21 protein-coding genes are annotated in these 22,043 nt (G+C 52.6%); 12 read left to right on the top strand and 9 right to left on the bottom strand.

Annotated elements, in window-relative coordinates; all coding sequences use genetic code 11:
• The 7 genes from IAE30_RS26820 (at position 1) to IAE30_RS30310 (ending at position 8,654) form a co-directional block, all read left to right on the top strand.
• The gene (locus IAE30_RS26820; protein WP_200681306.1) at positions 1-1,602 is read left to right on the top strand and encodes a triacylglycerol lipase; all 1,602 of its coding nucleotides are present in this window, start codon (positions 1-3) and stop codon (positions 1,600-1,602) included.
• Entirely contained in the window at positions 1,599-2,696 is a 1,098-nt protein-coding gene (locus IAE30_RS26815) for a T6SS immunity protein Tli4 family protein (protein WP_200681305.1), read from the top strand. The genes IAE30_RS26820 and IAE30_RS26815 overlap by 4 nt, the downstream gene beginning before the upstream one ends.
• Positions 2,697-2,951: 255 nt before the next feature.
• Positions 2,952-3,392 carry an inner membrane protein YiaA gene (gene yiaA, locus IAE30_RS26810; protein ID WP_200681304.1) on the top strand — a complete coding sequence of 147 codons (441 nt, stop codon included), beginning with the start codon at positions 2,952-2,954 and terminating at the stop codon, positions 3,390-3,392.
• A gap of 351 nt (positions 3,393-3,743) precedes the next feature.
• Complete coding sequence (locus IAE30_RS26805) at positions 3,744-3,998, top strand: PAAR domain-containing protein (RefSeq protein ID WP_200681303.1); 255 nt, start codon at positions 3,744-3,746, stop codon at positions 3,996-3,998.
• 2 nt (positions 3,999-4,000) lie between these two features.
• On the top strand, positions 4,001-5,119 hold the full coding sequence (locus IAE30_RS26800; RefSeq protein WP_200681302.1) for a hypothetical protein: 1,119 nt from the start codon (positions 4,001-4,003) through the stop codon (positions 5,117-5,119).
• Between the two features lie 110 nt (positions 5,120-5,229).
• Positions 5,230-8,532 (top strand): ImcF-related family protein, encoded by a 3,303-nt coding sequence (locus IAE30_RS26795; protein WP_200681301.1) that lies wholly within the window; start codon positions 5,230-5,232, stop codon positions 8,530-8,532.
• On the top strand, positions 8,529-8,654 hold the full coding sequence (locus tag IAE30_RS30310; protein ID WP_255530345.1) for a hypothetical protein: 126 nt from the start codon (positions 8,529-8,531) through the stop codon (positions 8,652-8,654). The genes IAE30_RS26795 and IAE30_RS30310 overlap by 4 nt, the downstream gene beginning before the upstream one ends.
• On the opposite strand, the gene nth is transcribed toward IAE30_RS30310, so the two are convergent.
• The 9 genes from nth to ydgT form a co-directional block, all read right to left on the bottom strand.
• Complete coding sequence (gene nth / locus IAE30_RS26790; RefSeq protein ID WP_038647237.1) at positions 8,641-9,273, bottom strand: endonuclease III; 633 nt, start codon at positions 9,271-9,273, stop codon at positions 8,641-8,643. The genes IAE30_RS30310 and nth overlap by 14 nt on opposite strands.
• Positions 9,270-9,971 (bottom strand): electron transport complex subunit E, encoded by a 702-nt coding sequence (locus tag IAE30_RS26785; RefSeq protein ID WP_038647235.1) that lies wholly within the window; start codon positions 9,969-9,971, stop codon positions 9,270-9,272. Before IAE30_RS26785 ends, nth begins: the two co-directional genes overlap by 4 nt.
• Positions 9,968-10,600 (bottom strand): electron transport complex subunit RsxG, encoded by a 633-nt coding sequence (rsxG, locus tag IAE30_RS26780; RefSeq protein ID WP_200681300.1) that lies wholly within the window; start codon positions 10,598-10,600, stop codon positions 9,968-9,970. The genes IAE30_RS26785 and rsxG overlap by 4 nt, the downstream gene beginning before the upstream one ends.
• Positions 10,601-10,602: 2 nt before the next feature.
• Entirely contained in the window at positions 10,603-11,661 is a 1,059-nt protein-coding gene (gene rsxD, locus IAE30_RS26775) for an electron transport complex subunit RsxD (RefSeq protein ID WP_200537340.1), read from the bottom strand.
• A complete protein-coding gene (gene rsxC / locus IAE30_RS26770) occupies positions 11,662-14,391 on the bottom strand; it encodes an electron transport complex subunit RsxC (protein WP_200681299.1) in 2,730 nt (909 codons plus the stop codon).
• The gene (rsxB, locus tag IAE30_RS26765; protein WP_034827415.1) at positions 14,384-14,962 is read right to left on the bottom strand and encodes an electron transport complex subunit RsxB; all 579 of its coding nucleotides are present in this window, start codon (positions 14,960-14,962) and stop codon (positions 14,384-14,386) included. Before rsxB ends, rsxC begins: the two co-directional genes overlap by 8 nt.
• Entirely contained in the window at positions 14,962-15,543 is a 582-nt protein-coding gene (gene rsxA, locus IAE30_RS26760) for an electron transport complex subunit RsxA (RefSeq protein WP_034827413.1), read from the bottom strand. The genes rsxB and rsxA overlap by 1 nt, the downstream gene beginning before the upstream one ends.
• Positions 15,544-15,666: 123 nt before the next feature.
• Complete coding sequence (locus IAE30_RS26755; RefSeq protein WP_034827411.1) at positions 15,667-16,110, bottom strand: DUF2569 domain-containing protein; 444 nt, start codon at positions 16,108-16,110, stop codon at positions 15,667-15,669.
• Between the two features lie 101 nt (positions 16,111-16,211).
• Positions 16,212-16,427, bottom strand: a complete 216-nt coding sequence (gene ydgT, locus IAE30_RS26750) for a transcription modulator YdgT (RefSeq protein WP_038647227.1) — start codon at positions 16,425-16,427, stop codon at positions 16,212-16,214.
• 675 nt (positions 16,428-17,102) lie between these two features.
• Here ydgT and ytfQ point away from each other — a divergent pair.
• The 5 genes from ytfQ to IAE30_RS30155 all read left to right on the top strand — a co-directional run.
• A complete protein-coding gene (gene ytfQ, locus IAE30_RS26745) occupies positions 17,103-18,059 on the top strand; it encodes a galactofuranose ABC transporter, galactofuranose-binding protein YtfQ (RefSeq protein WP_200537342.1) in 957 nt (318 codons plus the stop codon).
• A 56-nt stretch (positions 18,060-18,115) separates the two neighbouring features.
• Positions 18,116-19,636 carry a galactofuranose ABC transporter, ATP-binding protein YtfR gene (gene ytfR, locus IAE30_RS26740; RefSeq protein ID WP_200681298.1) on the top strand — a complete coding sequence of 507 codons (1,521 nt, stop codon included), beginning with the start codon at positions 18,116-18,118 and terminating at the stop codon, positions 19,634-19,636.
• Positions 19,629-20,645: a galactofuranose ABC transporter, ATP-binding protein YtfT gene (gene ytfT, locus IAE30_RS26735; protein WP_200681297.1), complete on the top strand. Its 1,017-nt coding sequence runs from the start codon at positions 19,629-19,631 to the stop codon at positions 20,643-20,645. The genes ytfR and ytfT overlap by 8 nt, the downstream gene beginning before the upstream one ends.
• On the top strand, positions 20,642-21,628 hold the full coding sequence (gene yjfF, locus IAE30_RS26730) for a galactofuranose ABC transporter, permease protein YjfF (RefSeq protein WP_038647220.1): 987 nt from the start codon (positions 20,642-20,644) through the stop codon (positions 21,626-21,628). Before ytfT ends, yjfF begins: the two co-directional genes overlap by 4 nt.
• A 144-nt stretch (positions 21,629-21,772) precedes the next feature.
• On the top strand, positions 21,773-22,043 hold a 271-nt coding region (locus IAE30_RS30155), incomplete at its 3' end, for a hypothetical protein (protein ID WP_234472872.1).

The raw sequence follows: 22,043 nt of genomic DNA, 5'->3' as shown, positions 1-22,043 counted from the left end.
ATGTCTGAGGAAAAAACGACACCAAAAATTGAACCGACATTTGATGAAGATGGTAATGCTTGTTATCAGTTATTTAGCACGCCTAAAGAAAAAAATATTGTTCAGCAATGTGTCGTGTATCCAGACCGGGTTATTCCAGTCATTTTTATTCCGGGTGTAATGGGCAGCAATTTAAAAGATAAAAAAGGTAAAAAAATCTGGAGGCTTGATAGTAACCTCCAAATTTTAGGCGACTGGTTTAAAGAAAATGCGGCAGTCCGAAAAAAGAAATTAGACCCTAATGAAACAATAGTTGATGATGGCGGCAATATTACCGAAAAATCAGAATCCCATTTACTCAAAACTCGCCGGCAGCGAGGTTGGGGAACTGTGGGATACACCAGCTATGCCACTTTTCTTGACTGGTTGCAGAACACTCTTAACGACTTTGATAACACCCTCTCTAATGAGCGCGTAATTCTACTGAAATCTATGCTGAAAACAGAAACAGGGGATGTCTCACTGAGTAAAGGTGAGGTGGATTTGACTTACCGTTACCTTTTTCCGGTATTTGCCATGGGGTATAACTGGCTGCAGTCAAACGGTGATTCAGCAATTGCATTGGGTAAATTCATTGACAAGCAAATTCAGTTTTATCAGCAGAAGGGCCGGATGTGCGAGAAGGTGATTCTGATTACGCATTCCATGGGGGGCCTCGTTGCCCGGCATTATACGCAGAATCTTGGGGGGGCAGCCAAGGTTCTGGGAGTGGTACACGGTGTAATGCCGGCACTCGGAGCCGCAGCAACTTACCGCAGAATGAAAGCCGGGACGGAAAACGGATCAGGCAACGTAGTTGATTGGTTTGGTGCACAGGTACTTGGCCCAAGTGCGGAAGCCATGACCGCCGTGCTATCTCAGTCTCCCGGCCCTCTTCAACTGTTGCCGGGAAAAGCTTACGGGCAGCGCTGGCTGAAGATTAGGGATGACAAAACCACCCATGCGTTACCGGTAGCCGACCCTTACAGCGAAATATATCTGCAGCGGGATAGATGGTGGGGGCTATGTGAGGATCAGTTTATAAACCCTGGCAAAAGCACTGACCCGGCAGACAGGGATAAAGACTGGCAAACATTCTCAAAAACAATTCAACGAGAAGTTAAGCCTTTTATCGAGGATCTCTGCGGAAAGTATCATCCAAATAGTTGGGCATTCTACAGTGCAGATATGACGTACCGGGCCTACGGCGACGTCTGCTGGCGCGCAAATACTCCTCGTGCAGAAGCGTGGCTGAATCGCAACCGTCAGCGTGACGGGCTTGCAGCTCGCGCGCTTGATAAAACGGAGATGTATGAGAAACGAACCGTTTCTTCCCCCCTCTTAGGTAGCGGCTGGGCAAAGGGCATTCATCAGACTTATCAGCTTTTGCCAGCAGAAGAGGCTGGGGACGGGACGGTTCCGGTACGATCTGGGCGTATTGCTGAACATCATTTGCAGGCGCGTTTTCAGGTTTCCGTTTCACATGAGCCAGCCTTCCAGAACAGACAGGCGCAGAAGTTTACCTTGAGGGCGCTGGTGAAAATCGTTCAGCAGATAGAGCAGACCGCGCAGAGGTATGAATGAGCATAAAAAAACTAATCATAACGCTGGTGCTGCTGGCCACCAGTTTTGCCGGCTGGTATGGCTACAGATGGATGCCGCCGAGAGTAAGTCTGACCACTGAGGAGCACAATAACGTGACGCACTTTTTACAGGGAATGACCACCCGATGTCTTGGACGTTATCTCATAGACCTACCCGATACATTCGCCACTTCATCAGATCAGGTTATTGCGTATGTTAACAAATCACCGCTGAATTATAAACGCATCTATCCTCCGGCTTTTAAACAGAAGATTCGTTTGAGAGAAATTGAATTATCTGCCACAAAAACATTACGCCCACAGGATATGCCATTTTTGAAGGCTATCCATTCTTTACCTGATGGCATACAGGGCGTTATATTTGAACGAAATGAAAGCACCCAGATTCCTGATGCTTCACGTATCCTTGAGGCGCACCTTTATACCAATGGTGTTGCAGTAGAAATAACCATGGAAGCCGATAATGGATTATCGTCACGCTATGATGAAGAGCGAAAACAGACCCCCGAAATCTACGGTAATACCGTTCCGCAAAAACTGATTGAGCTGACTAAGCTGCTAAAGCGCATTTCCGGCAGGAAAGAAAATGACATACCCAACATCCCCGGTTTTTGCCTGCCAGAATTGTTTATTAAGGATGATGATAGCAAGCAAAAAGAACGCTATGGTTTCCTTTACAAATCACCAGAATTTCCCGCATTAGATTTTGATTTTGATAGCGATAACTACATTGCATCTGATGATTCTCTGCTGGAGAGAAGTGCCATGATGGAGCGCAACATCAAGCGAGCCGAAGGCAATACCATCGCCAGTGGACGCTGTAACATCAATGGATTGTATGCAGAACAGTGGCTGGCAAAAGGATTACTTAGTGACACCTACGGTGAAAAAGCCCTGCGATTTGTCATTAATTTCAATGAAAAAACGGCATCTCCCAAGCATCCAATGTTATCTCTGACGTTCCTGCAGCAGGGGCTTGAGGGCGAGGGACGTCTTACAGAGGCCGAAGCTGTAAGTATCTGGCAGCAGATTACCGACACTATCCGTATCCGCCCAAATGCGATAGCAAAATAGCCTGCTTTACCTAATCATTAGTGCAACCGTATGACATATATTTTTTTATGCACTGAATGCCGCCTGCATATTGCCAGGCATTCTCCCATGCAATATCAATCGCCTATTCAAGTCGAATATTTTTTACAGTTTTTAGTCCACGGCTTTTGAAGAATATACGCAGTGCGCAATGCCCTGGTGCATTGGTCTGTATTTATTCCGGCGGCAGCTCTTTTTAACATTTTAACTTATTTTCAATAACCTAAAGGAAATACTATGAAAACGCAGAATATCCCTGTTTCACCCGCATTTGTCGCAATTTCCTGGATTGCCATGATCGGCGGCAGTGTGGTTTATTTGGCCGGTTTGTGGCAGGCAGGGATGGAGCTAAATGAAAAAGGCTACTACTTTTCTGTGCTGATTCTAGCGCTGTTTGCTGCGGTTTCATTGCAAAAAACGGTTCGCGATCGCCAGGAAAATATTCCCACAACTCGCCTTTATCACGGAGTGTGCCTGTTGGCATTTGGTCTTTCAGTTGCGCTGCTGGTCCTCGGATTGGTGAATGCAACACTGATGCCTAGCGAAAAAGGGTTTTACGGTGTGTCATTCTTCATGGCGCTATTTGGTGCAGTAGCCGTGCAGAAGAATACCCGTGATAACCAATTCACAGAACAAAGGGCACTGGTTAATAATAACGCTGAGAATACTATGGAATAATGGCTATCGGGCGGTGATGCGCCCGATTCGAATTATACAATTAAAGATTGTTCATATTTATTTTTATTTGGACTTTTACACCTTTTGTTGAGAGTATGCTCATCTAATAGAGTATGCGATTATGATTGACAGGGATGCAGTGGTTCAACTTTTATGCGATCACGTTTTGTATACTATCGATATAATGAATCTATAAGTTTAAACCAGTCAACCTTTGGTCGTTATTACGCAATAAAATATGTTTCGCGGTTATTTATCATTTATTATTTTAAACTATTAATTTTGATGTTTCATGATTTATTAATTTCCGTTAATGATGTATCTCACCATTTAAAATAGAAGGAAAAGTATATGCCAGCACTGACTTGCTTAGGCGATGCAACAACACACGGCGGTAAGGTTATATCGGCCTCATCAACAATTTATGTGGAGGGTGTGCCCGTTGCATTAGTTGGAGATAGCGTTTCATGCCCACTGCATGGTTTTAATCATATTAGACAAGGGGATCCTACAATGTTCGATCATGGCGTACAGGTGGTTGTACACGACTGCATATGTGAATGTGGTTGCAAAGTTATCAGCTTCCGAAATGAGATGGTTGAATAAAAATGAATTGGCCGATTCCAGACATCCCACATAAGAAAAGCTTAAAGAAACCATCTATTAAATTCTTGACGATTGTTTTTATTCTTTTGATTTGCTTAGGTGCATTGACTTCTATTTTTCTGCTAAAAGTTCATGGTTACAGAGATGTAATAATCAATGGCTTGCTACCTTCAGGTTTGATATGGCTATGTCTCGTAGGGATTGTTTGGTTTCGGTATGATCAAGCATCTAATGCAGCTATATTATGGGAAGTTCAGACCCAAATTACTAAATCACACTGGCAGCGCTGGACTATGTGGCAAAGACCGATTGTGGCCAATATAATCTTGTGTCCTGAGAAAAATGGAAGTGAAGCTTTAATTGGAGAGCCTTCTTATATTCCAGCATATCCGGTTAAATGTAGACGTCTACACCATAATTTTTTGACTTTAAGTTCTAAGTTGAGTTTTTTAGATAAAAATCTGGAAGAACAGTGCCCGGGTTATAGAAATGATCTTCATGACATCATTGTGCTTATTACAGAAAAACATGATGTATCTTCCATTTCTCAGGCTGTATTTAAACAATGGGATATGATCCCTGATATTGTATCTGAAATAGACCAATACTTTGCAGGTTCTGAATCCTGTTCGATTAAAGGAAATGCGCTGATTATTACCTTACAGGATTGGCCTAACTCTATTGAACGTGAATATAGTGAGTTTATCAACGCAAATCTCATCTGTTCATCAGAGATGAACGAGAGTGATTCATTGCTTGTCAAGGCTGGCGTAGGACGATTTTTGCATTCAGACTCTCTGACGAAATCACTTGATGTTCTTACTGAGTATAACAGGTTGGTGGCTTCAGAAATGAAGCATGTTTGGCTTTCGGGAATTGGGGAGGCTGATATGATTACAATCGTACGCTATGCTGAAGAAAAAAAATGGGCACTTCCTTCCCGCCATCCTTTTTTGATTGTTAATCATTCATTTGGCCCTCCAGGACCACTATCTTTTCCTGTTTCGATTTCATTATTAGTGGATGCTGCAATTAGAACTGGAGAAACTCAATTATTAATATCAGGTGGCAAGGATAAAGCCTATTCATTTTGTCTGATTACAAGGAGGTTGTTTTTATGACATCAATAGCTTCGCCGGTCATTCGGCGTTTTAGTGTGACAGGATATTCAATATTAGTCGTGGCGCTTGCATGCGTAAGTGCATTCCTGATCACTACTTTCAGAAGTGGTATGGATATTTTAGGGGTAAGTGTTGAATATGTTTGGTTAATCTGGTGTGTGTGTGTAATAACTTTAATAATAGCTGTCTTTACTCTTCATTTTTCTCAGAAAAAGTCAATTGGCCAAGAGCAGGAACAATATTTACCTCGAAAGATAATTGGGCACCACAAGCAATTAGATAAGAAAAAAACGACTTCTACTGAAAATCACCGGATTATTCTCCAGCATCTCCGTTATGCTCTCCGCCAACAACACGGCCGTCTTTGGAATTACAAAGTTCACATCCTTCTCATCACGGGCAGCGTGTCAGACGTTGAACGCCTGACACCGGGCCTGACCAATCAACTCTGGCAAGAAGACAGTGGCACGCTGTTGTTGTGGGGCGGCGATCCCGCCTCTCAAACTGACGAAAACTGGCTGATGGCTTTAAAGCGCCTGTGTCGCCGTCCTGCAGACGCGATTATATGGGTGACTTCTGCAACTGACCAGCTTACCGACATTGCCGGGTTGCCCACTGCTGCGCGACCTTCCAGTGCCGCGATGGACGCCACCGCACATGCCTTATCGGCTCGCTGCAATACGCTCGGCTGGCGACTGCCGCTGTTCGTCTGGTCATTGCATCCACGCGCTGGGGGGCAGGCTGGCCGTATAACTCAGGCCGTGGGGTTCCAGACTTCCACAACCAATAAACACGATGCATTGCTCGCGGCACTGGCGGCGGACCTCATCGCGCAGGGGACCCAGCAGGTGGCGGGCTCGCCGCAGCATCACTTTTTGCTGAGCCTCGCGGACCAGCTGGCGCGTGTGCCGGAATCAATAACTGCGCTGCTTTTTCCGCTGCAGAAGGTTCATGGGTCTCTGCCGCTGGCGGGTATGGTGTTCAGCCCGCAGTCGGAAGATACGGCAGGTACGATACCGCACCACTGGAGGCGTGATAACCGCTGGGATGCGCTGCCTGCGTCTTCAAATGAACTGCCTGCCCATCTTCGCCCGCTCCGCTCTGGCCTGCACTGGAGCCGGATTTCCGCTGCTGCTGCCTGTGCGCTGGTTGTTCTGTGGGGAGCCGGAATGCTGGTCTCTTTCGCCGCCAGTCGCACCGTTATCAGTGATGCCGTTACGGTGGCTGAAAACGCTTCAGACAGCAGTCAGTCTTTAAAACAGCGGCTTGCTGCACTGGGCGTGTTTCAAAACACTATCGGACAATTACAGTATCGGCAGGAACATGGTATGCCGTGGTACAGCCGCCTCGGACTGAGCCAGAACGAAGAACTGCTGTCCGCCCTGTGGCCGCGCTACCGTGAAGCAGCACAGCCTCTGCTGCGCGACGCCGCAGCCTTACAGCTCACTGACGCACTGAAAGCCTATGCGACACTCCCGCCCGACAGCCCGCTGCGCGAAACGCAGTCAAAGCAGGCCTACACGCAGCTCAGGCTGTATCTGATGATGACGCACCCGGAACGCATGGACGCCGGCTGGTTCAGCCAGACGCTGATGCAGAACTGGGTGCAGCGGCAGGGCCTGGATAACGCGTACTGGCAGGGCGCCGGGAGTCCTCTACTGGCCTTCTATGCAGAGAATCTCATCTCTCACCCCGAATGGGCGCTGAAAGCAGACCCGGAGCTGGTCAGGCAGGTGCGCACCCTGCTGGTACGTCAGATGGGGGTGACCAACAGCGAAACCCGCCAGTACCAGCGGGTGCTCTCACAGGTCGCCCGACAGTATGCCGATATGCGCCTGGCAGACATGACCGGCGATACGGATGCGGGTCGCCTGTTTACCACCGATGAAGTTGTGCCCGGCATGTTCACCCGTCAGGCCTGGGAAGATGGCGTTAAACCCGCGATTGAAAAAGTGGCGCGGGAGCGGCGCGAGGAGATGGACTGGGTACTCAGCGATGCACCGCCGCCCGCCGGTGATGCATCCTCACCCGAAGCGCTGGAAGCGCGGCTCACCAGCCGTTACTTCTCTGACTACAGCGCAGCCTGGCTGAACTTCCTCAACAGCCTGCGCCTGCAGCCGGCACCGACGCTTTCCGACGCAATTGACCAGCTCACGCTGATGGCGGATGTGCGCCAGTCGCCGCTGGTGGCGCTGATGAACACCCTCAGCGTGCAGGGACGGACCGGGCAGAGTGGGGGTGCCATCGCCGACTCGCTGGTGAAGTCTGCGCAGAACCTGCTCAGTCGGGAAAAGCGCCCGGCCATCGACCAGAACAGCGGCCCGGGCGGCCCCCTTGATGCCACCTTCGGCCCGCTGCTGGCGCTGATGGATAATCAGGGCAGCAGCAGTATGAGCCTGCGCACCTTCCTGACGCGCGTGACGCAGGTGCGTCTGCGCCTGCAGCAGGTCACCAACGCGGCAGACCCGCAGGCGATGACGCAGACGCTGGCGCAGACGGTGTTTCAGGGGAAAACCGTTGACCTCACAGACACCCGCGACTACGGCAGCCTGGTCGCCGCCGGACTCGGGCAGGAGTGGAGCGGTTTTGGTCAGACGGTGTTTGTGCGTCCGATGGAGCAGGCCTGGCAGCAGGTGCTGAGGCCGGCAGCGGAAAGCCTGAACGCCCGGTGGCAGCAGGCGGTGGTGAACGAGTGGAACAGCGCGTTTGGCGGGCGTTATCCCTTTAAGAATGTCAGCAGCGAGGTGTCACTGCCGCTGCTGGCGAAATACCTGAATGCGGACAACGGCCGCATCAACCGCTTCCTGCAGTCGCGTCTGAGCGGCGTACTGCACCGCGAAGGCACCCGCTGGGTACCGGACAGCATCAACGCGCAGGGACTGACGTTCAATCCCGCATTCCTGAAAGCGATGAACCAGCTGAGCCGGATTTCCGACGTGGTGTTCACCCGCGGAGAGGCCGGGCTGCACTTTGAGCTGCGTCCCGGTACGGCCGCAGACGTGATGCAGACTGACCTGATTATCGACAGCCAGAAGCTCACGTACATGAATCAGCAGCCGGTGTGGAAACGCTTCACCTGGCCTGCCGACACCGAAGCGCCGGGCGCATCGCTGAGCTGGATAAGCACGAAGGCCGGCACCCGCCAGTACGGCGACATGCCGGGCAGCTGGGGCTGGATTCGCCTGCTGGATAAAGCCCAGGTCAGCGCCAATCCGGGCATCAGCAGCAGCTGGCAGCTCACCTGGCGGGCTGCCGACGGTCGCCCGCTGAACTACATTCTGCGCACCGAAGCGGGTGAGGGGCCGCTGGCGCTGCTGAAGCTGCGCAACTTCACGCTCCCGACCGATATTTTCATTATCAGTGACACACCGGACGTGCCGGAGGAAACCATTGTCAGCGAGGAAGACTTATGACCCTGCAATCCCTGATTAACGCCTGCGGTGCGGATGAGAACCATCTTCGCGCGCTGGCGACGGAGTCAGTCTCTCTGTGGAAGCCGTGGCTGAAGCCCCTGGCAGACACTAAGACTCTTTAGCGTCAAACTCACACAAATCTTCGATCAGGCAAGATCCACAGCGCGGTTTGCGTGCCACGCAGGTGTAGCGGCCGTGCAGGATCAACCAATGGTGGCAATCGACTTTAAAAGCGGATGGCACCACTTTAATCAGCTTGTCTTCGACTTCTTCGACATTTTTGCCGGGCGCAAAACGGGTGCGATTGCTGACGCGGAAAATATGGGTATCCACCGCAATGGTTGGCCAGCCAAAGGCGGTATTCAGCACTACGTTAGCGGTTTTGCGACCGACGCCAGGCAGGGCTTCTAATGCCGCGCGATCTTCCGGGACTTCGCCAGCATGCTGTTCGATGAGAATGCGGCAGGTTTTGATCACATTCTCCGCTTTACTGTTAAACAGGCCGATAGTTTTGATGTATTCCTTTACGCCATCCACGCCTAGCGCCAGCACCGCTGCAGGGGTATTGGCCACCGGATAGAGCTTTGCGGTGGCCTTATTGACGCTGACATCCGTCGCTTGTGCCGAGAGCAGGACCGCAATCAACAGCTCAAACGGTGAACTGAAATTCAGTTCCGTGGTGGGATGGGGGTTATCATCACGCAGGCGCGTGAGAATTTGCAGCCGCTTGTCCTTGTTCACACGGCCTTCCCGGTTTCGCCTTGCGGCGCGATTTCAGGTTCCGATGCTCGCAAGGCGGCGCGCTGCTTCATTTTCTGATCGATCAGGTATTTACCCGCCAGCAGCATACCTAACCCGATAAACGCACCTGGCGGCAACATCGCCAGCAACATCGGTGAATCAAAATGAAAGACTTCAATGCGCAGCGCTTTGGCCCACGGCCCCAGCAGTTGGTCCGCACCATTAAACAGCGTGCCACTGCCGATCAACTCACGAATCGAACCTAACGTCACCATCGCGCAGGTCGCGCCCATCCCAATGGCAAATCCATCCAGCGCGGAGAGCGGGATGCTACTTTTCGACGCCACCGCTTCAGCGCGGCCCACCACAATACAGTTGGTCACGATCAGAGGAATAAAGATGCCCAATGACTGATACAGACCATAAGCGTAAGCATTAATCAGCATTTGTACGCAGCTCACCACCGAAGCGATGATCATCACGTAAATGGGGATGCGGATTTCAGCCGGCACCCAACGACGCGAAGCCGAAATAGCGCTATTGGTGATGGTCAGCACCAAGGTGGTGGCCAGGCCAAGGCCGAGGGCGTTAGTGGCGGTTGAGGTCACGGCCAGCAATGGGCACAGACCCAGCAACTGCACTAATGCGGAGTTATTTTTCCACAGGCCACCAACCAGCAGGTTTTTCGCTTCACTCATGGTGCATCTCCACATTCAGGCAGCGAAGAGAGCTTCGCTGGCAACGTTTCAATCAGTAGTGCGGTGCGTTTGGTGGCATTGACCACCGCGCGCGGAGTAATGGTGGCACCGGTAAATTGATCAAATTCACCGCCATCTTTTTTCACCGCAAAGTTTTTGTCGTCGGCACCGTGCACCACTTTGCCGTTAAAGCTATTGATCCAGTCGGAAATACGCAGTTCGATCTTATCGCCCAGGCCAGGTGTTTCATGGTGTTCAACCACACGGACGCCCAATACTTTGCCGTGAAAATCAGCACCGACCAGCATCTGAATTGCACCAGAATAGCCGTCTGGCGCGGTGGTCTCAAGCGCCGCCGCGACAGGCTGGTCACCTTTACGTGCCAGATAGAGATGATGCGGCTGGTTATTGCCTAATGCCGCCGCATCGGTGAACAGAAAACACTCTTGCTGAATATGGTTGTCATACAAATCGGTGGGCACCACCTGATCGAGCAGGTTCTTTTGCTGCAGTGCCGTCTGATGCTCAACCGTGGGCTTGGTGACATAGTTCACCACGGCAGTCACACCGGTGGTGATCACCGCAAACGCCGCCAGCGTTACAGCATTTTTTCGAATAGCATCGAACATCTTTAATCCTTGCGATGGCCGTAAACGCGCGGCTGGGTGTAGTAATCAATCAGCGGCACGCAAATATTCGCCAACAGAACCGCGAAGGCCACACCGTCCGGATAACCACCAAAACTGCGAATCAGCCAGACCAGCAAACCAATCAGTGCACCATAAACCAGGCGTCCACGGTTAGTCGTGGAGGCGGTGACCGGATCGGTGGCGATAAAGAACGCGCCGAGCATGGTCGCGCCGGAGAACAAATGAATCAGTGGCGAGTTGAGCGATTCCGGCGAGAACAACCAGCCAAGAGTGGCGCAGAACGCCAGCGATACGAGGAAACTGACGGGGATGTGCCAGCGAATGGCATTCTTCGCCAGTAGCAGCATGCCACCCAGCAAATAGCCGAGGTTAATCCACTGCCAGCCTAATCCCGCCAGCACGCCGGTATAAATCGGCTCAGCCAGTAACTGCTCAGCACTGTGCCCGGCACGCAGGCCGGTTTTAAAGGTATCCAGCGGTGTGGCCTGACTGATGCCATCCACGCCGATTTGTAGCTGCTGCATGGTCTCACCGGCCAGCGTATGGTTGGTGAAAATCATGCTCAGAGAATCGAGCAAACCGGGTTTGATGGATTGTAAGGAATCCGGTGGCAACCAACTGGTCATCTGCACCGGGAAGGAGATCAGCAAGACCACATAACCGACCATCGCTGGGTTGAAAGGGTTTTGACCCAGACCGCCATACAGTTGTTTCGCGATGACAATGGCAAATACGGTGCCAATCACCACCAGCCACCAGGGCGCCAGCGGCGGCAGGCTGATGCCGAGCAGCAGCGCGGTGAGCAGGGCGGAGTTATCTGAGAGTGTCGGCACCACTGGCGTTTTGCGCAGACGCAAAATGGTGCCTTCGGTGATCCACGCAGTGGCGGTGGCGAGCAATACCTGAATCAGAAAACCCACGCCAAAGAAATACCACTGCGCGGCCATGCCCGGCAGCGCAGCCAGCACCACCAGCAGCATGATGTTGCCAGTGCTGCGGCGGTTGTGGGTATAAGGAGAACTTGCAATACGAAAAGCCATTTATTCCTCAGTCGTCGAAGGCTGCTGCTGCGCTTTACGCGCTTTGGCACGGGCGACCGCGGCAGCAATTGCCGCTTTACGTGGGTCGGCGGAGTCAGGAGAGGCAGCAGCCTCCACTTCAGAAGATGATTCAGGCGCGTCTTCAGCAGATGCAGAATCTTGCTCAGTAGCTGCCGCAGCTTTCTTCGCTTTAGCGCGCGCAATGGCGGCTTCAACCGCTGCTTTACGTGGATCGATTTCAGCAGCAGGTGCTGCGTGAGTACGTTCAGATGCTTGTGCTGCATCAGCAGATTCAGGAATCTGCTCAGCTGCCGCCGCAGCCTTCTTCGCTTTGGCTCGGGCAATGGCCGCTTCAACTGCCGCTTTACGCGGGTCCACTTCTGCAGCAGTTGCTGCATCATAAGGCTCCGGTGCTTGTGGTGCGTCAGCAGATTCAGAAGTCGACTCAGCTGCCGCAGCCGCTTTTTTCGCTTTAGCTCGAGCAATGGCGGCTTCAACCGCTGCTTTACGTGGGTCCACTTCTGCAGCTGCTGCGTCAGCAGATTCAGAAGTCGACTCAGCTGCCGCAGCCGCTTTCTTCGCTTTGGCCCGGGCAATGGCTGCTTCAACCGCAGCTTTGCGTGGATCGACTTCAGCGGCAGGTGCTGCATCAGCAGATTCAGAAATCTGCTCAGCTGCTGCCGCTGCCTTCTTAGCTTTGGCTCGGGCAATGGCCGCTTCTACTGCCGCTTTACGCGGGTCCACTTCTGCCGCAGTTGCTGCATCAGAAGGCTCAGGTGTTTGTGGTACGTCAGCAGATTCAGAAGTCGGCACAGCTGCTGCAGCCGCTTTTTTCGCCTTAGCGCGCACAATGGCGGCTTCAACCGCCGCTTTACGGGGATCAACTTCAGCGGCTGTGGCTGCATCAGCAAGCTCAGACACTTGTTCACCAGCCGCAGCCGCTTTCTTCGCTTTAGCACGCGCAATGGCGGCTTCAACTGCTGCTTTACGTGGATCAGCCTCAGCAACAGGTGTTTCAGCAACGTCGCCTACCGGTTGCTCAGTCACACCAGACTTCTTCGCTTTAGCACGCGCAATCGCGGCTTCAACCGCTGCTTTACGTGGATCGCCAGACTGGCGACTCAGCGCCTGCGTCTCTGACTGTTTTTCCGCCTGCTGAGCTAACGCCTGCGCATGGCGAGCCTCACGCTCGGCAGTTTCCTGTTCTGGTGTTTTGGCGGCACGCGCCTTCACGCGAGCAATCGCTGCGTCACGTTCACCCTGATCGCTACGTGCCACACGCTGTTTTGCTTCTTCATGACGCGCTTCACGCGCCAGTTTTTCCCGCTCTAAACGCGCCTGACGCGCTTCAAAGCGCGCTTTAGCTTCAGCGGTGCGCTTAGCTTCGAGATCAATGGCGCGCAACTCGGCCTTCTCCTGGCGATAATATTGCACCAGCGGGATATTGCTGGGGCAAACGTATGCACAGGCACCGCACTCAATACAGTCATCGATGTTATGGGCGCGCGCTTTCTCATGATCGCCGCCCTGGCTATACCAGAACAACTGTTGCGGCAACAGCTTCGCCGGGCAGGCATCCGCACAGGCACTGCAACGAATACAGGACTGTTCTTCTTCGTTATTACCCATCTCACTAGCAGACGGTGCCAGAATACAGTTGGAGATTTTCACCAGCGGCACATTAAGTGACGGCAGCGTAAAGCCCATCAGCGGGCCGCCCATAATCACCATCTGCCGCGAACCTGGCGCAAAACCTACATGATGCAACAGATGACTTACCGGTGTGCCCAAACGTCCCCAAACGTTACGTGGTTGCGCAATGGCTTCGCCGGTCAGCGTGACGACACGTTCGGTAATCGGCTCGCCATCAATAATGGCGCGCTTTACCGCCCATGCGGTACCCACGTTCTGCATCAGCACGCCTGTATCGGTGGAACGGCCGCCGTGCGGCACTTCGACACCGGTAAGAATCTGCGTCAGCTGTTTGGCGCCACCAGACGGATATTTGGTTGGTATCACGCGCAGCTGCAACTCGCGATCACCGCCCAAAGCCTGCTTCAGCGCCGCAATCGCTTCGGGTTTATTATCTTCGATACCAATCAGCACGCGCTCTGCCTGCAATACCCAGGCGAGGATGCGACATCCCTCCAGCACTTCAGCCGCGCAGTCCTGCATCAGACGGTCATCGGCAGTGATGTAAGGTTCACACTCGGCGGCGTTGATAATCAGGGTTTTGACCCCGCGCAATCCGCCGCGCAGTTTAGTGGCGGTCGGGAAGCCTGCACCACCTAAACCGGCCACGCCGGCCTCATGAATGCGCTTGACGACCTCTTCACGCGGCAGCGCGCGGAAGTCAGGTTGCGGGTCGAGCGTAGTCCAGCGGTCTTCACCATCGGCGCGCAGGAAAATACACAGCTCGGAAAGACCCGAAGGGTGCGCGGTCATATGTGGCGCAATCGCTTCGATGGTGCCGGAAGTCGGCGCGTGCACTGGCAGCATGCGTCCGCTGCCAAACGTCAGCGCTTGACCACGCAGAACGTGATCGCCAGGCGACACACAAATCTCGCCTTCATGGCCGATATGCTGTTTTAACGGAATGATGAATTGTTCAGGCAGCGGTAACTGACTTAGCGGCGTGCCGTTTGACTGGGTTTTCATCTCAGGCGGATGAATACCGCCCTGAAAATCCCACAGTTTCTCTTTGCGGAAAATTTTTAGCAAATTAAGCATGAGTTTCTACCGGGATCACCCGTACAGGAATGGTTTCGAGATCCCATTTCCAGTTGGCCGTGGTTGTGGCAACCGGACGCATTTCAATACAGTCAGTCGGGCAGGGAGCGACACACAAATCACAGCCGGTACAGACATCGCTCAACACGGTATGCATGGCGCGGGTGGCGCCGACAATGGCATCCACTGGGCAAGCCTGAATACATTTGGTGCAGCCGATGCAATTGGCTTCATCAATCCAGGCCACGGTGCGGATCGGTTCCTGCACTTCCTCACCGCCATCCAGCGGTTGCGGTTCAACGTTAAGCAGCGCAGCCAGCTTGAGCATGGTTTGCTCGCCACCGGGGGCGCATTTATTAATGGCTTCACCGTTATTCCCCACGGCATCGGCGTACGGGCGGCAGCCGGGATAACCACATTGGCCGCACTGACTCTGCGGCAGAATACTGTCGATCTGTTCAACGATCGGATCTTCTTCTACCTCGAATCGGCGCGAGGCGTAGCCGAGCAGGGCGCCAAAAACCAGGCCCAGCGCAGCAATCGCCACAATAGCAATCCAAATCGCGGTCATTAGAATTTCACCAGCCCGGTAAAGCCCATAAAGGCCAGCGCCATCAAACCTGCGGTGACTAAGGCAATTGAGTTGCCCTTGAACGGCGCAGGGACGTTGGCCAATACCAGACGTTCACGCATACCGGCGAACAGCACCATTACCAGGGAGAAGCCGAGCGAGGCACTGAAGCCATAGACCGCAGCCTGCATAAAGGTATGGTTGAGATTGACGCTCAGTAAAGGGACACCCAGCACCGCACAGTTAGTGGTAATCAGCGGCAGGAAAATGCCCAGCAAGCGATAGAGTGACGGACTGGTTTTGCGCACCACCATTTCGGTGAATTGCACCACCACGGCGATCACCAGGATGTACGCCAGGGTTCGCAGGTACACCAGATCGAGCGGCACCAGAATCAGATGGTTCACCAGCCAGGCGCAAATCGACGCCAGGGTGATCACGAAAGTGGTGGCGAGTCCCATGCCGATGGCGGTTTCCAATTTTTTTGACACGCCCATAAAGGGGCATAGGCCGAGAAACTTCACTAACACGAAGTTGTTCACCAGCACAGTGCCAATAAAGAGAAGTAAGTAATCGGTCATTTTTTAACCTGGGAAGCCGAAAGGCGTCTATTATCCGGAATTGAGAGGTGCATCTCAACCTCTACACAAAATGTGTGGGTGTTGAGAGCACTCAGAATTAAATTCCTGACGAAACTCGCGCCGTTATGGCTGGATAAACGTCTCTTTAACACGTTGAGAGCGTTTGAAGTAGGGCACAAATACCGCCGCCGCCAGCAGTGACAACAGCAGCGTTTGAATGGCTTTGTTATCCGCCACCGGGGTGAACGCGAAGGTTTTCAACGCCAGTAACACGGTCATCAGTAACCACAGGATGTAATGACGCGGTAAACGGCGCGAACGTTTACAGAACATCCAGCAAACCCAAATACTGTAGACCCAAACCACGCCTGCGGTGAGCAGGGAAATCGCCCATTGCGTGAACAATTGGCTGGCATGAGTGAACAACGTGGTACGCAATTCAGTATCAAACAACGGGCTCAGATACATGGCCACAACCAGCGCACTGGTCAGCATCGTCATAATCAACCAGGCCAGCGGCAATAACAGCCAGCCAGCAATACGCGGCGGGTTTACCGATTCGGTCATCTTGCGGATCCTGTAGCGAAATTAAGAAGGCGTTGAATGTCCAAACGGGGCACGCCCGACATGGACAACGCTATAGTGCAGAAAAAGGTGGGGAAAACCCATTACATTACGTAGCGCCAGACTGATTTTGGCACGCGGCCCATATCGAAGAGGCGGCCGCCGGAAACCAGTTCAGCACGACGGTGATCGGCAGCGCGATACATATTGATGATGTCATTATCATCGGTCAGCGAATAATTGAGATGGTCGTAGAGTTTTTCCAGACTCTCAAGATTATTCACTTTGCGGAATTTCAACAGGTAATCTAGCGCAGTCATGATTGCCATTTAAAAATAAAGTGCTCGGAAGTGCCCAAGTATAGGGAGCACACTGACAGAGTCCATACGCCAGCGTTAAAAAAATTCAAAAATCAGACAACGTGAGCTAATTCGCTCATCAAAAGACATTTTTTCTTCATTTTGCCGTTTTAAACGCGCATTTCCAGACGGGATTAAGACAAATTCTATCCTGACGGACGGCATAATGTGAAAAAAGCTCACACCCTTAACGCAAATGAAAGTTGTCATTTTTTATCAGGCTTAATGCACTGACTTTCATTCATATAAGACGTTTATTAGGCCGATTTATGTCGAACAGTTAAGCAATGGCATCTACAGGCTTTGAAACTTTAAATCATGTAGTGTGCGAATAATCACAAAACTGATCATTGCTTGTGCCCGCAGTCGATAACCATTCTTTACGCAGCGTCTGTAATCGTTTCCAGTAGCCACCATCCTAACCGATTCTGTTTATTACATTTATTTAACCGCCACTGAAATAAATATCAGGCAAATTGTCCATATGGCTAGTATGACTTCTTACATGCATAATTTCGTAACTCCTTTAATTCATTCTATTTTGTGAGGCATGTCGCGCTTGTTTTCTCGCTTTTGCGCCAGGCTTAATCTGCGTTTTGTACCCCTACAGCACACTCCCTTCAGAGGAATGAAATTATGTGGAAACGTTTACTCTTAACCGCCATGGTCAGTTCAGCACTCAGTGCTTCGGTACTTGCCGCGGATATGACGGTGGGCTTCTCACAGGTTGGTTCGGAATCAGGCTGGCGTTCAGCGGAAACCAACGTGGCGAAAAGCGAAGCGCAAAAGCGCGGTATCACGTTGAAAATCGCCGATGGTCAGCAGAAGCAGGAAAACCAAATCAAAGCGGTGCGCTCGTTTATCGCGCAGGGCGTTGACGCCATCTTCATCGCGCCGGTAGTGCAGACTGGTTGGGAACCGGTGCTGGAAGAAGCCAAAGATGCCAAAATTCCGGTGTTCCTGTTAGACCGCGCCATTGTGGTGAAAGATAAGTCGCTTTACATGGCGGTGGTGACCGCAGACAACGTGTTAGAAGGCAAGTTGATCGGTGACTGGCTGGTGAAAACTGTCGGTGACAAGCAGTGCAACGTGGTTGAGTTACAAGGCACCGTGGGTGCCAGCGTAGCCATCGATCGTAAGAAAGGATTTGCCGACGCCATCGCGGGCCATAACAACATTAAAGTGATCCGTTCTCAGTCCGGCGACTTTACGCGTAGTAAAGGTAAAGAGGTGATGGAGAGCTTCATCAAAGCGGAAAACAACGGCAAGAACATCTGCATGGTGTATGCGCATAACGATGATATGGCAATCGGTGCCATTCAGGCCATTAAAGAAGCGGGTCTGAAGCCAGGCAAAGATATTCTGACCGGATCCATCGACGGTGTGCCGGATATTTATAAAGCGATGCTGGCGGGTGAAGCCAATGCCAACGTCGAGCTGACGCCAAATATGGCAGGTCCGGCTTTTGATGCGCTGGAGAAATTCAAAAAAGACGGCACGATGCCACCAAAAATCATCAAAACCGAATCGAAACTGTATCTGCCAGATTCCGCGCAGGCACAGCTCGACACCAAAAAAGGCATGGGTTACTGATCCCCGCAACCGCCCTTCGGGGCGGTTTTTCATGACGTAAGGCGAGGTAGAACCTGATGAGCACCTCAGATGCATCCGCACTCCTGACACTCAACGGTATCAGCAAAGGTTTCCCCGGCGTGAAAGCGCTGGATAATGTCTCATTTAGCATTCGCAAAGGCGAGATCATGGCGCTGCTGGGCGAAAACGGTGCCGGAAAATCCACGCTGATTAAAGTGCTGACCGGTGTTTACACCCGGGATGCCGGCACCATCACCCTGAATGGCAGTACTATTTCACCGCACAATACTGCCGATGCGCAGCAAATGGGCATCGGTACGGTTTATCAGGAGGTGAATCTCCTGCCAAATATGTCGGTGGCAGATAATCTCTACATCGGCCGCGAGCCGCGCCGCTTTGGCATGATCGACCGCAAGCGTATGGTGCGTGATGCCGATGCGCTGATGCGCAACTACGGTTTTGCGCTCGACGTGACGCGTCCCCTGGGCCATTACTCAGTCGCGATGCAGCAGATCATTGCGATTTGTCGCGCCGTGGATCTCTCCGCACAGGTGTTAATCCTCGACGAACCTACCGCCAGCCTCGATGCCAGCGAAGTTGAAATGCTGTTCACCCTGATGGCGCAGTTGAAAGCCAGAGGAATGAGCCTGATTTTTGTCACTCATTTTCTCGACCAGGTGTATCGCATCACCGATCGTATTACCGTTTTGCGCAACGGCCAGTTTATTGCCACGCGTGATACGGCATCATTGCCGCAAATCGAATTGATCAAACTGATGCTGGGGCGCGAACTGCTGGAGACTGCCTTGCAGCGTCAGGGCAGCACGCTGAAGAGCAATCAACCGGTTGTGTCATTTAAAGATTACGGCAAGAAGGGCACCATTGAACCTTTCGACCTCGAGGTGCGTCCGGGAGAAGTGGTGGGCTTAGCCGGCTTGCTGGGATCGGGGCGCACCGAAACCGCCGAGGTGCTGTTTGGTATCCGTCGTGCGGATCGGGGCACTGCCACCATCAAAGGCAAAGTGCAGCATATTCGGACTCCGGCCAAAGCCTCCCATCTGGGCATGGGGTTCTGCCCGGAGGATCGTAAAACCGACGGCATCATCGGTGCGGCTTCGGTGCGTGAAAATATTATTTTAGCGCTGCAGGCACAACGCGGCTGGCTGCGTCCGATTAAACGGCGTGAACAACAGGCAATCGCAGAACGCTTTATCAAAAGCCTGGGAATTCGCACGCCACATGCCGATCAGCCAGTGGAATTACTCTCCGGCGGTAATCAGCAAAAGGTGCTGCTGTCACGCTGGCTGGTGACGAAGCCGCAATTCTTAATTCTCGACGAACCGACGCGCGGCATTGATGTTGGTGCACATGCCGAGATCATTCGTTTGATTGAAACCCTGTGCGCCGATGGACTGGCGTTACTGGTTATCTCCTCTGAACTCGAAGAGCTGGTGGGCTATGCCGATCGCGTGTTGATCATGCGCGATCTGAAGCAGGTAGCTGAAATCCCGCTGGAGCAGCTGTCGGTGGCGTCGATTGTGAATGCCATCGCCGATGCAGGAGCACAACATGCTTGAATCCCCTATGACACATCCAAAACCTGAACGGCGTAAGCCGAAGTTACCGCCAGGCATGCCGCAAATTGTTGCGCTGATTCTGGTGCTGTTGGTGGATAGCCTGATCGCAAACAATTTTTTTGCGGTGCATATCCAGGACGGTCGCCTGTTTGGCAGCCCGATTGATATCCTCAACCGCGCTGCCCCCGTTGCCCTACTGGCAATCGGTATGACGCTGGTGATTGCCACCGGCGGGATTGATTTGTCGGTAGGTGCGGTGATGGCGATTGCGGGGGCGACGGCGGCCACGTTGACCGTTGCGGGGCACAGCCTGAGTTTTATTATCCTCGCCACCCTTGGCACTGGCCTTGCCTGTGGCTTATGGAATGGCGTGCTGGTGGCGCTGCTGAAGATTCAGCCGTTTGTTGCCACGTTGATATTGATGGTGGCCGGGCGCGGTATTGCACAGCTGATTACTCAGGGTCAGATTGTGACTTTTAACAGCGACAGCCTCGGTTGGTTTGGCAGCGGCTCGCTGTGGATGCTGCCGGTTCCGGTGTGGATCACGCTGCTGGTGGCACTGTTAGTGTGGCTGCTGACGCGAAAAACCGCGCTGGGCCTGTTTATCGAAGCGGTGGGGATTAACCTGCGCGCCGCACGTAATGCCGGTGTAAATGGCTGGTTAGTGGTGATGTCCACCTATGCGATCAGCGGTGTGTGTGCAGCAGTCGCGGGCCTGATCGTGGCAGCGGATATACGTGGCGCCGATGCCAACAATGCCGGTTTGTGGCTGGAGTTGGATGCCATTCTTGCCGTTGTGATTGGCGGCGCATCGCTGATGGGCGGGCGTTTTAATCTGGTGTTGTCGCTGGTTGGCGCGCTGATTATTCAGTCGATGAATACCGGTATTTTGTTGTCTGGCTTCCCGCCGGAACTGAATCAGGTGGTGAAAGCGGTGGTGGTGATGTGTGTGCTGTTGCTGCAATCGCCGCGCTTTATCGCCATGCTGAAAGGGAGACGTCCAAAATGATTAAACGCCATCTGCCATTGATGATTACGCTGCTGGTGTTTGTCGCCGGTTATCTGTTCTGTCTGAGTCAGTTCCCTGGCTTCGCCTCGACACGCGTGATCTGCAATATCCTGACTGATAACGCATTTCTCGGCATTATCGCCGTGGGCATGACGTTTGTGATTTTGTCAGGCGGTATCGATCTGTCAGTGGGGGCCGTTATCGCCTTTAGCGGCGTATTTTTGGCGAAAATCATCGGTGATTATCACGTTGATCCGATTCTAGCCTTCGCGATTGTGCTAGCAATGGGGGCACTGTTCGGCGCCATGATGGGTTGGCTGATTGATGCACTGAAGATCCCGGCCTTTATTATTACGCTGGCGGGGATGTTTTTCCTGCGCGGCTGCAGCTATCTGGTTTCCGAAAACTCGATTCCCATCGATCATCCGCTCTATTCCACACTGTCGAGTCTGGCATGGAAGATCCCCGGTGGCGGGCGTCTTAGTTTGCTGGCGGTGATTATGCTGGTGGTAGTGATCGGCGGGATTATCCTCGCGCATCGCACGCGTTTTGGTAATCAGGTGTATGCCATCGGCGGTAATCTGACGTCGGCGCAGTTGATGGGTGTTTCGACACGCGCCACGACCATCAAGATTTATATGCTTTCCACCACCCTGGCGACACTGGCGGGGATTGTGTTCTCGATTTATACCTCAGCAGGCTATGCCCTGGCAGGATTGGGCGTGGAACTGGACGCGATTGCCTCGGTGGTGATCGGCGGCACCTTGTTGTCCGGCGGTGTGGGCACGGTGCTCGGCACGTTGTTTGGGGTGTTGATCCAGGGTCTGATTCAGACATGGATTAACTTCGATGGCACGCTGAGTTCCTGGTGGACAAAGATCGCCATCGGTATTCTGTTGTTTGCATTTATCGCTTTGCAACGTCTGCTAACGGTAATGTGGGATCGTCAGAAGAATGCGCCGGTTAAGCGTTTAACTTCGTAGTTGTCAGCGTCATGTTTGTTTTGAGAGGTGCGCAAATTTGCGCACCTTTTTTGTTTTGGGGCTTAGATTCGGGGATGCGGTTTTTGGTGTTCAGATTTGTGGATGTTGGGTAGGGGTTACAGGTTTTAACGCTCATATTTTTGAATGTTAAGTGAAGTTGCTGATGGTTCGGTGCTCGGCCCCATAAAGGCCAGCCCGATTGCAAAGGAACCCCGCATCCTTGCAGATCGACCGCGCCATCCCTGGCGCGAACGCTTTGCTCTTCGGGCTGGCCTTTATGGGGCAATTGAGACTGTTATTGCTGTAGTCCGCGCAAACATGAAAATTCTGTTCAGTCCTGGATTAAAAAATATCGCGGCAAGCCTGCATAAAGGAGACAAAGGTGGGCAGTGGAGTAAAGCGTACGCCGCAGGGA

Origin of the sequence: Pantoea sp. S61, from assembly GCF_016625145.1 — a bacterium.
Lineage (GTDB): Bacteria > Pseudomonadota > Gammaproteobacteria > Enterobacterales > Enterobacteriaceae > Pantoea > Pantoea rwandensis_B.
The sequence above is the reverse complement of the archived record's forward strand: the minus strand, read 5'-3'. Positions and strand labels throughout refer to the sequence as shown.

Coding starts and splice junctions, on each gene's coding strand:
- IAE30_RS30310 (WP_255530345.1), top strand. CDS start 8,529: ATGACCCTGCAATCCCTGATTAACGCCTGCGGTGCGGATGAGAACCAT.
- rsxC (WP_200681299.1), bottom strand. CDS start 14,391: ATGCTTAATTTGCTAAAAATTTTCCGCAAAGAGAAACTGTGGGATTTT.
- rsxG (WP_200681300.1), bottom strand. CDS start 10,600: ATGTTCGATGCTATTCGAAAAAATGCTGTAACGCTGGCGGCGTTTGCG.
- rsxB (WP_034827415.1), bottom strand. CDS start 14,962: ATGACCGCGATTTGGATTGCTATTGTGGCGATTGCTGCGCTGGGCCTG.
- rsxD (WP_200537340.1), bottom strand. CDS start 11,661: ATGGCTTTTCGTATTGCAAGTTCTCCTTATACCCACAACCGCCGCAGC.
- ytfQ (WP_200537342.1), top strand. CDS start 17,103: ATGTGGAAACGTTTACTCTTAACCGCCATGGTCAGTTCAGCACTCAGT.
- IAE30_RS26805 (WP_200681303.1), top strand. CDS start 3,744: ATGCCAGCACTGACTTGCTTAGGCGATGCAACAACACACGGCGGTAAG.
- IAE30_RS26815 (WP_200681305.1), top strand. CDS start 1,599: ATGAGCATAAAAAAACTAATCATAACGCTGGTGCTGCTGGCCACCAGT.
- IAE30_RS26785 (WP_038647235.1), bottom strand. CDS start 9,971: ATGAGTGAAGCGAAAAACCTGCTGGTTGGTGGCCTGTGGAAAAATAAC.
- IAE30_RS26795 (WP_200681301.1), top strand. CDS start 5,230: ATGGATATTTTAGGGGTAAGTGTTGAATATGTTTGGTTAATCTGGTGT.
- IAE30_RS26800 (WP_200681302.1), top strand. CDS start 4,001: ATGAATTGGCCGATTCCAGACATCCCACATAAGAAAAGCTTAAAGAAA.
- IAE30_RS26820 (WP_200681306.1), top strand. CDS start 1: ATGTCTGAGGAAAAAACGACACCAAAAATTGAACCGACATTTGATGAA.
- ytfT (WP_200681297.1), top strand. CDS start 19,629: ATGCTTGAATCCCCTATGACACATCCAAAACCTGAACGGCGTAAGCCG.
- yiaA (WP_200681304.1), top strand. CDS start 2,952: ATGAAAACGCAGAATATCCCTGTTTCACCCGCATTTGTCGCAATTTCC.
- yjfF (WP_038647220.1), top strand. CDS start 20,642: ATGATTAAACGCCATCTGCCATTGATGATTACGCTGCTGGTGTTTGTC.
- rsxA (WP_034827413.1), bottom strand. CDS start 15,543: ATGACCGATTACTTACTTCTCTTTATTGGCACTGTGCTGGTGAACAAC.
- ydgT (WP_038647227.1), bottom strand. CDS start 16,427: ATGACTGCGCTAGATTACCTGTTGAAATTCCGCAAAGTGAATAATCTT.
- IAE30_RS26755 (WP_034827411.1), bottom strand. CDS start 16,110: ATGACCGAATCGGTAAACCCGCCGCGTATTGCTGGCTGGCTGTTATTG.
- ytfR (WP_200681298.1), top strand. CDS start 18,116: ATGAGCACCTCAGATGCATCCGCACTCCTGACACTCAACGGTATCAGC.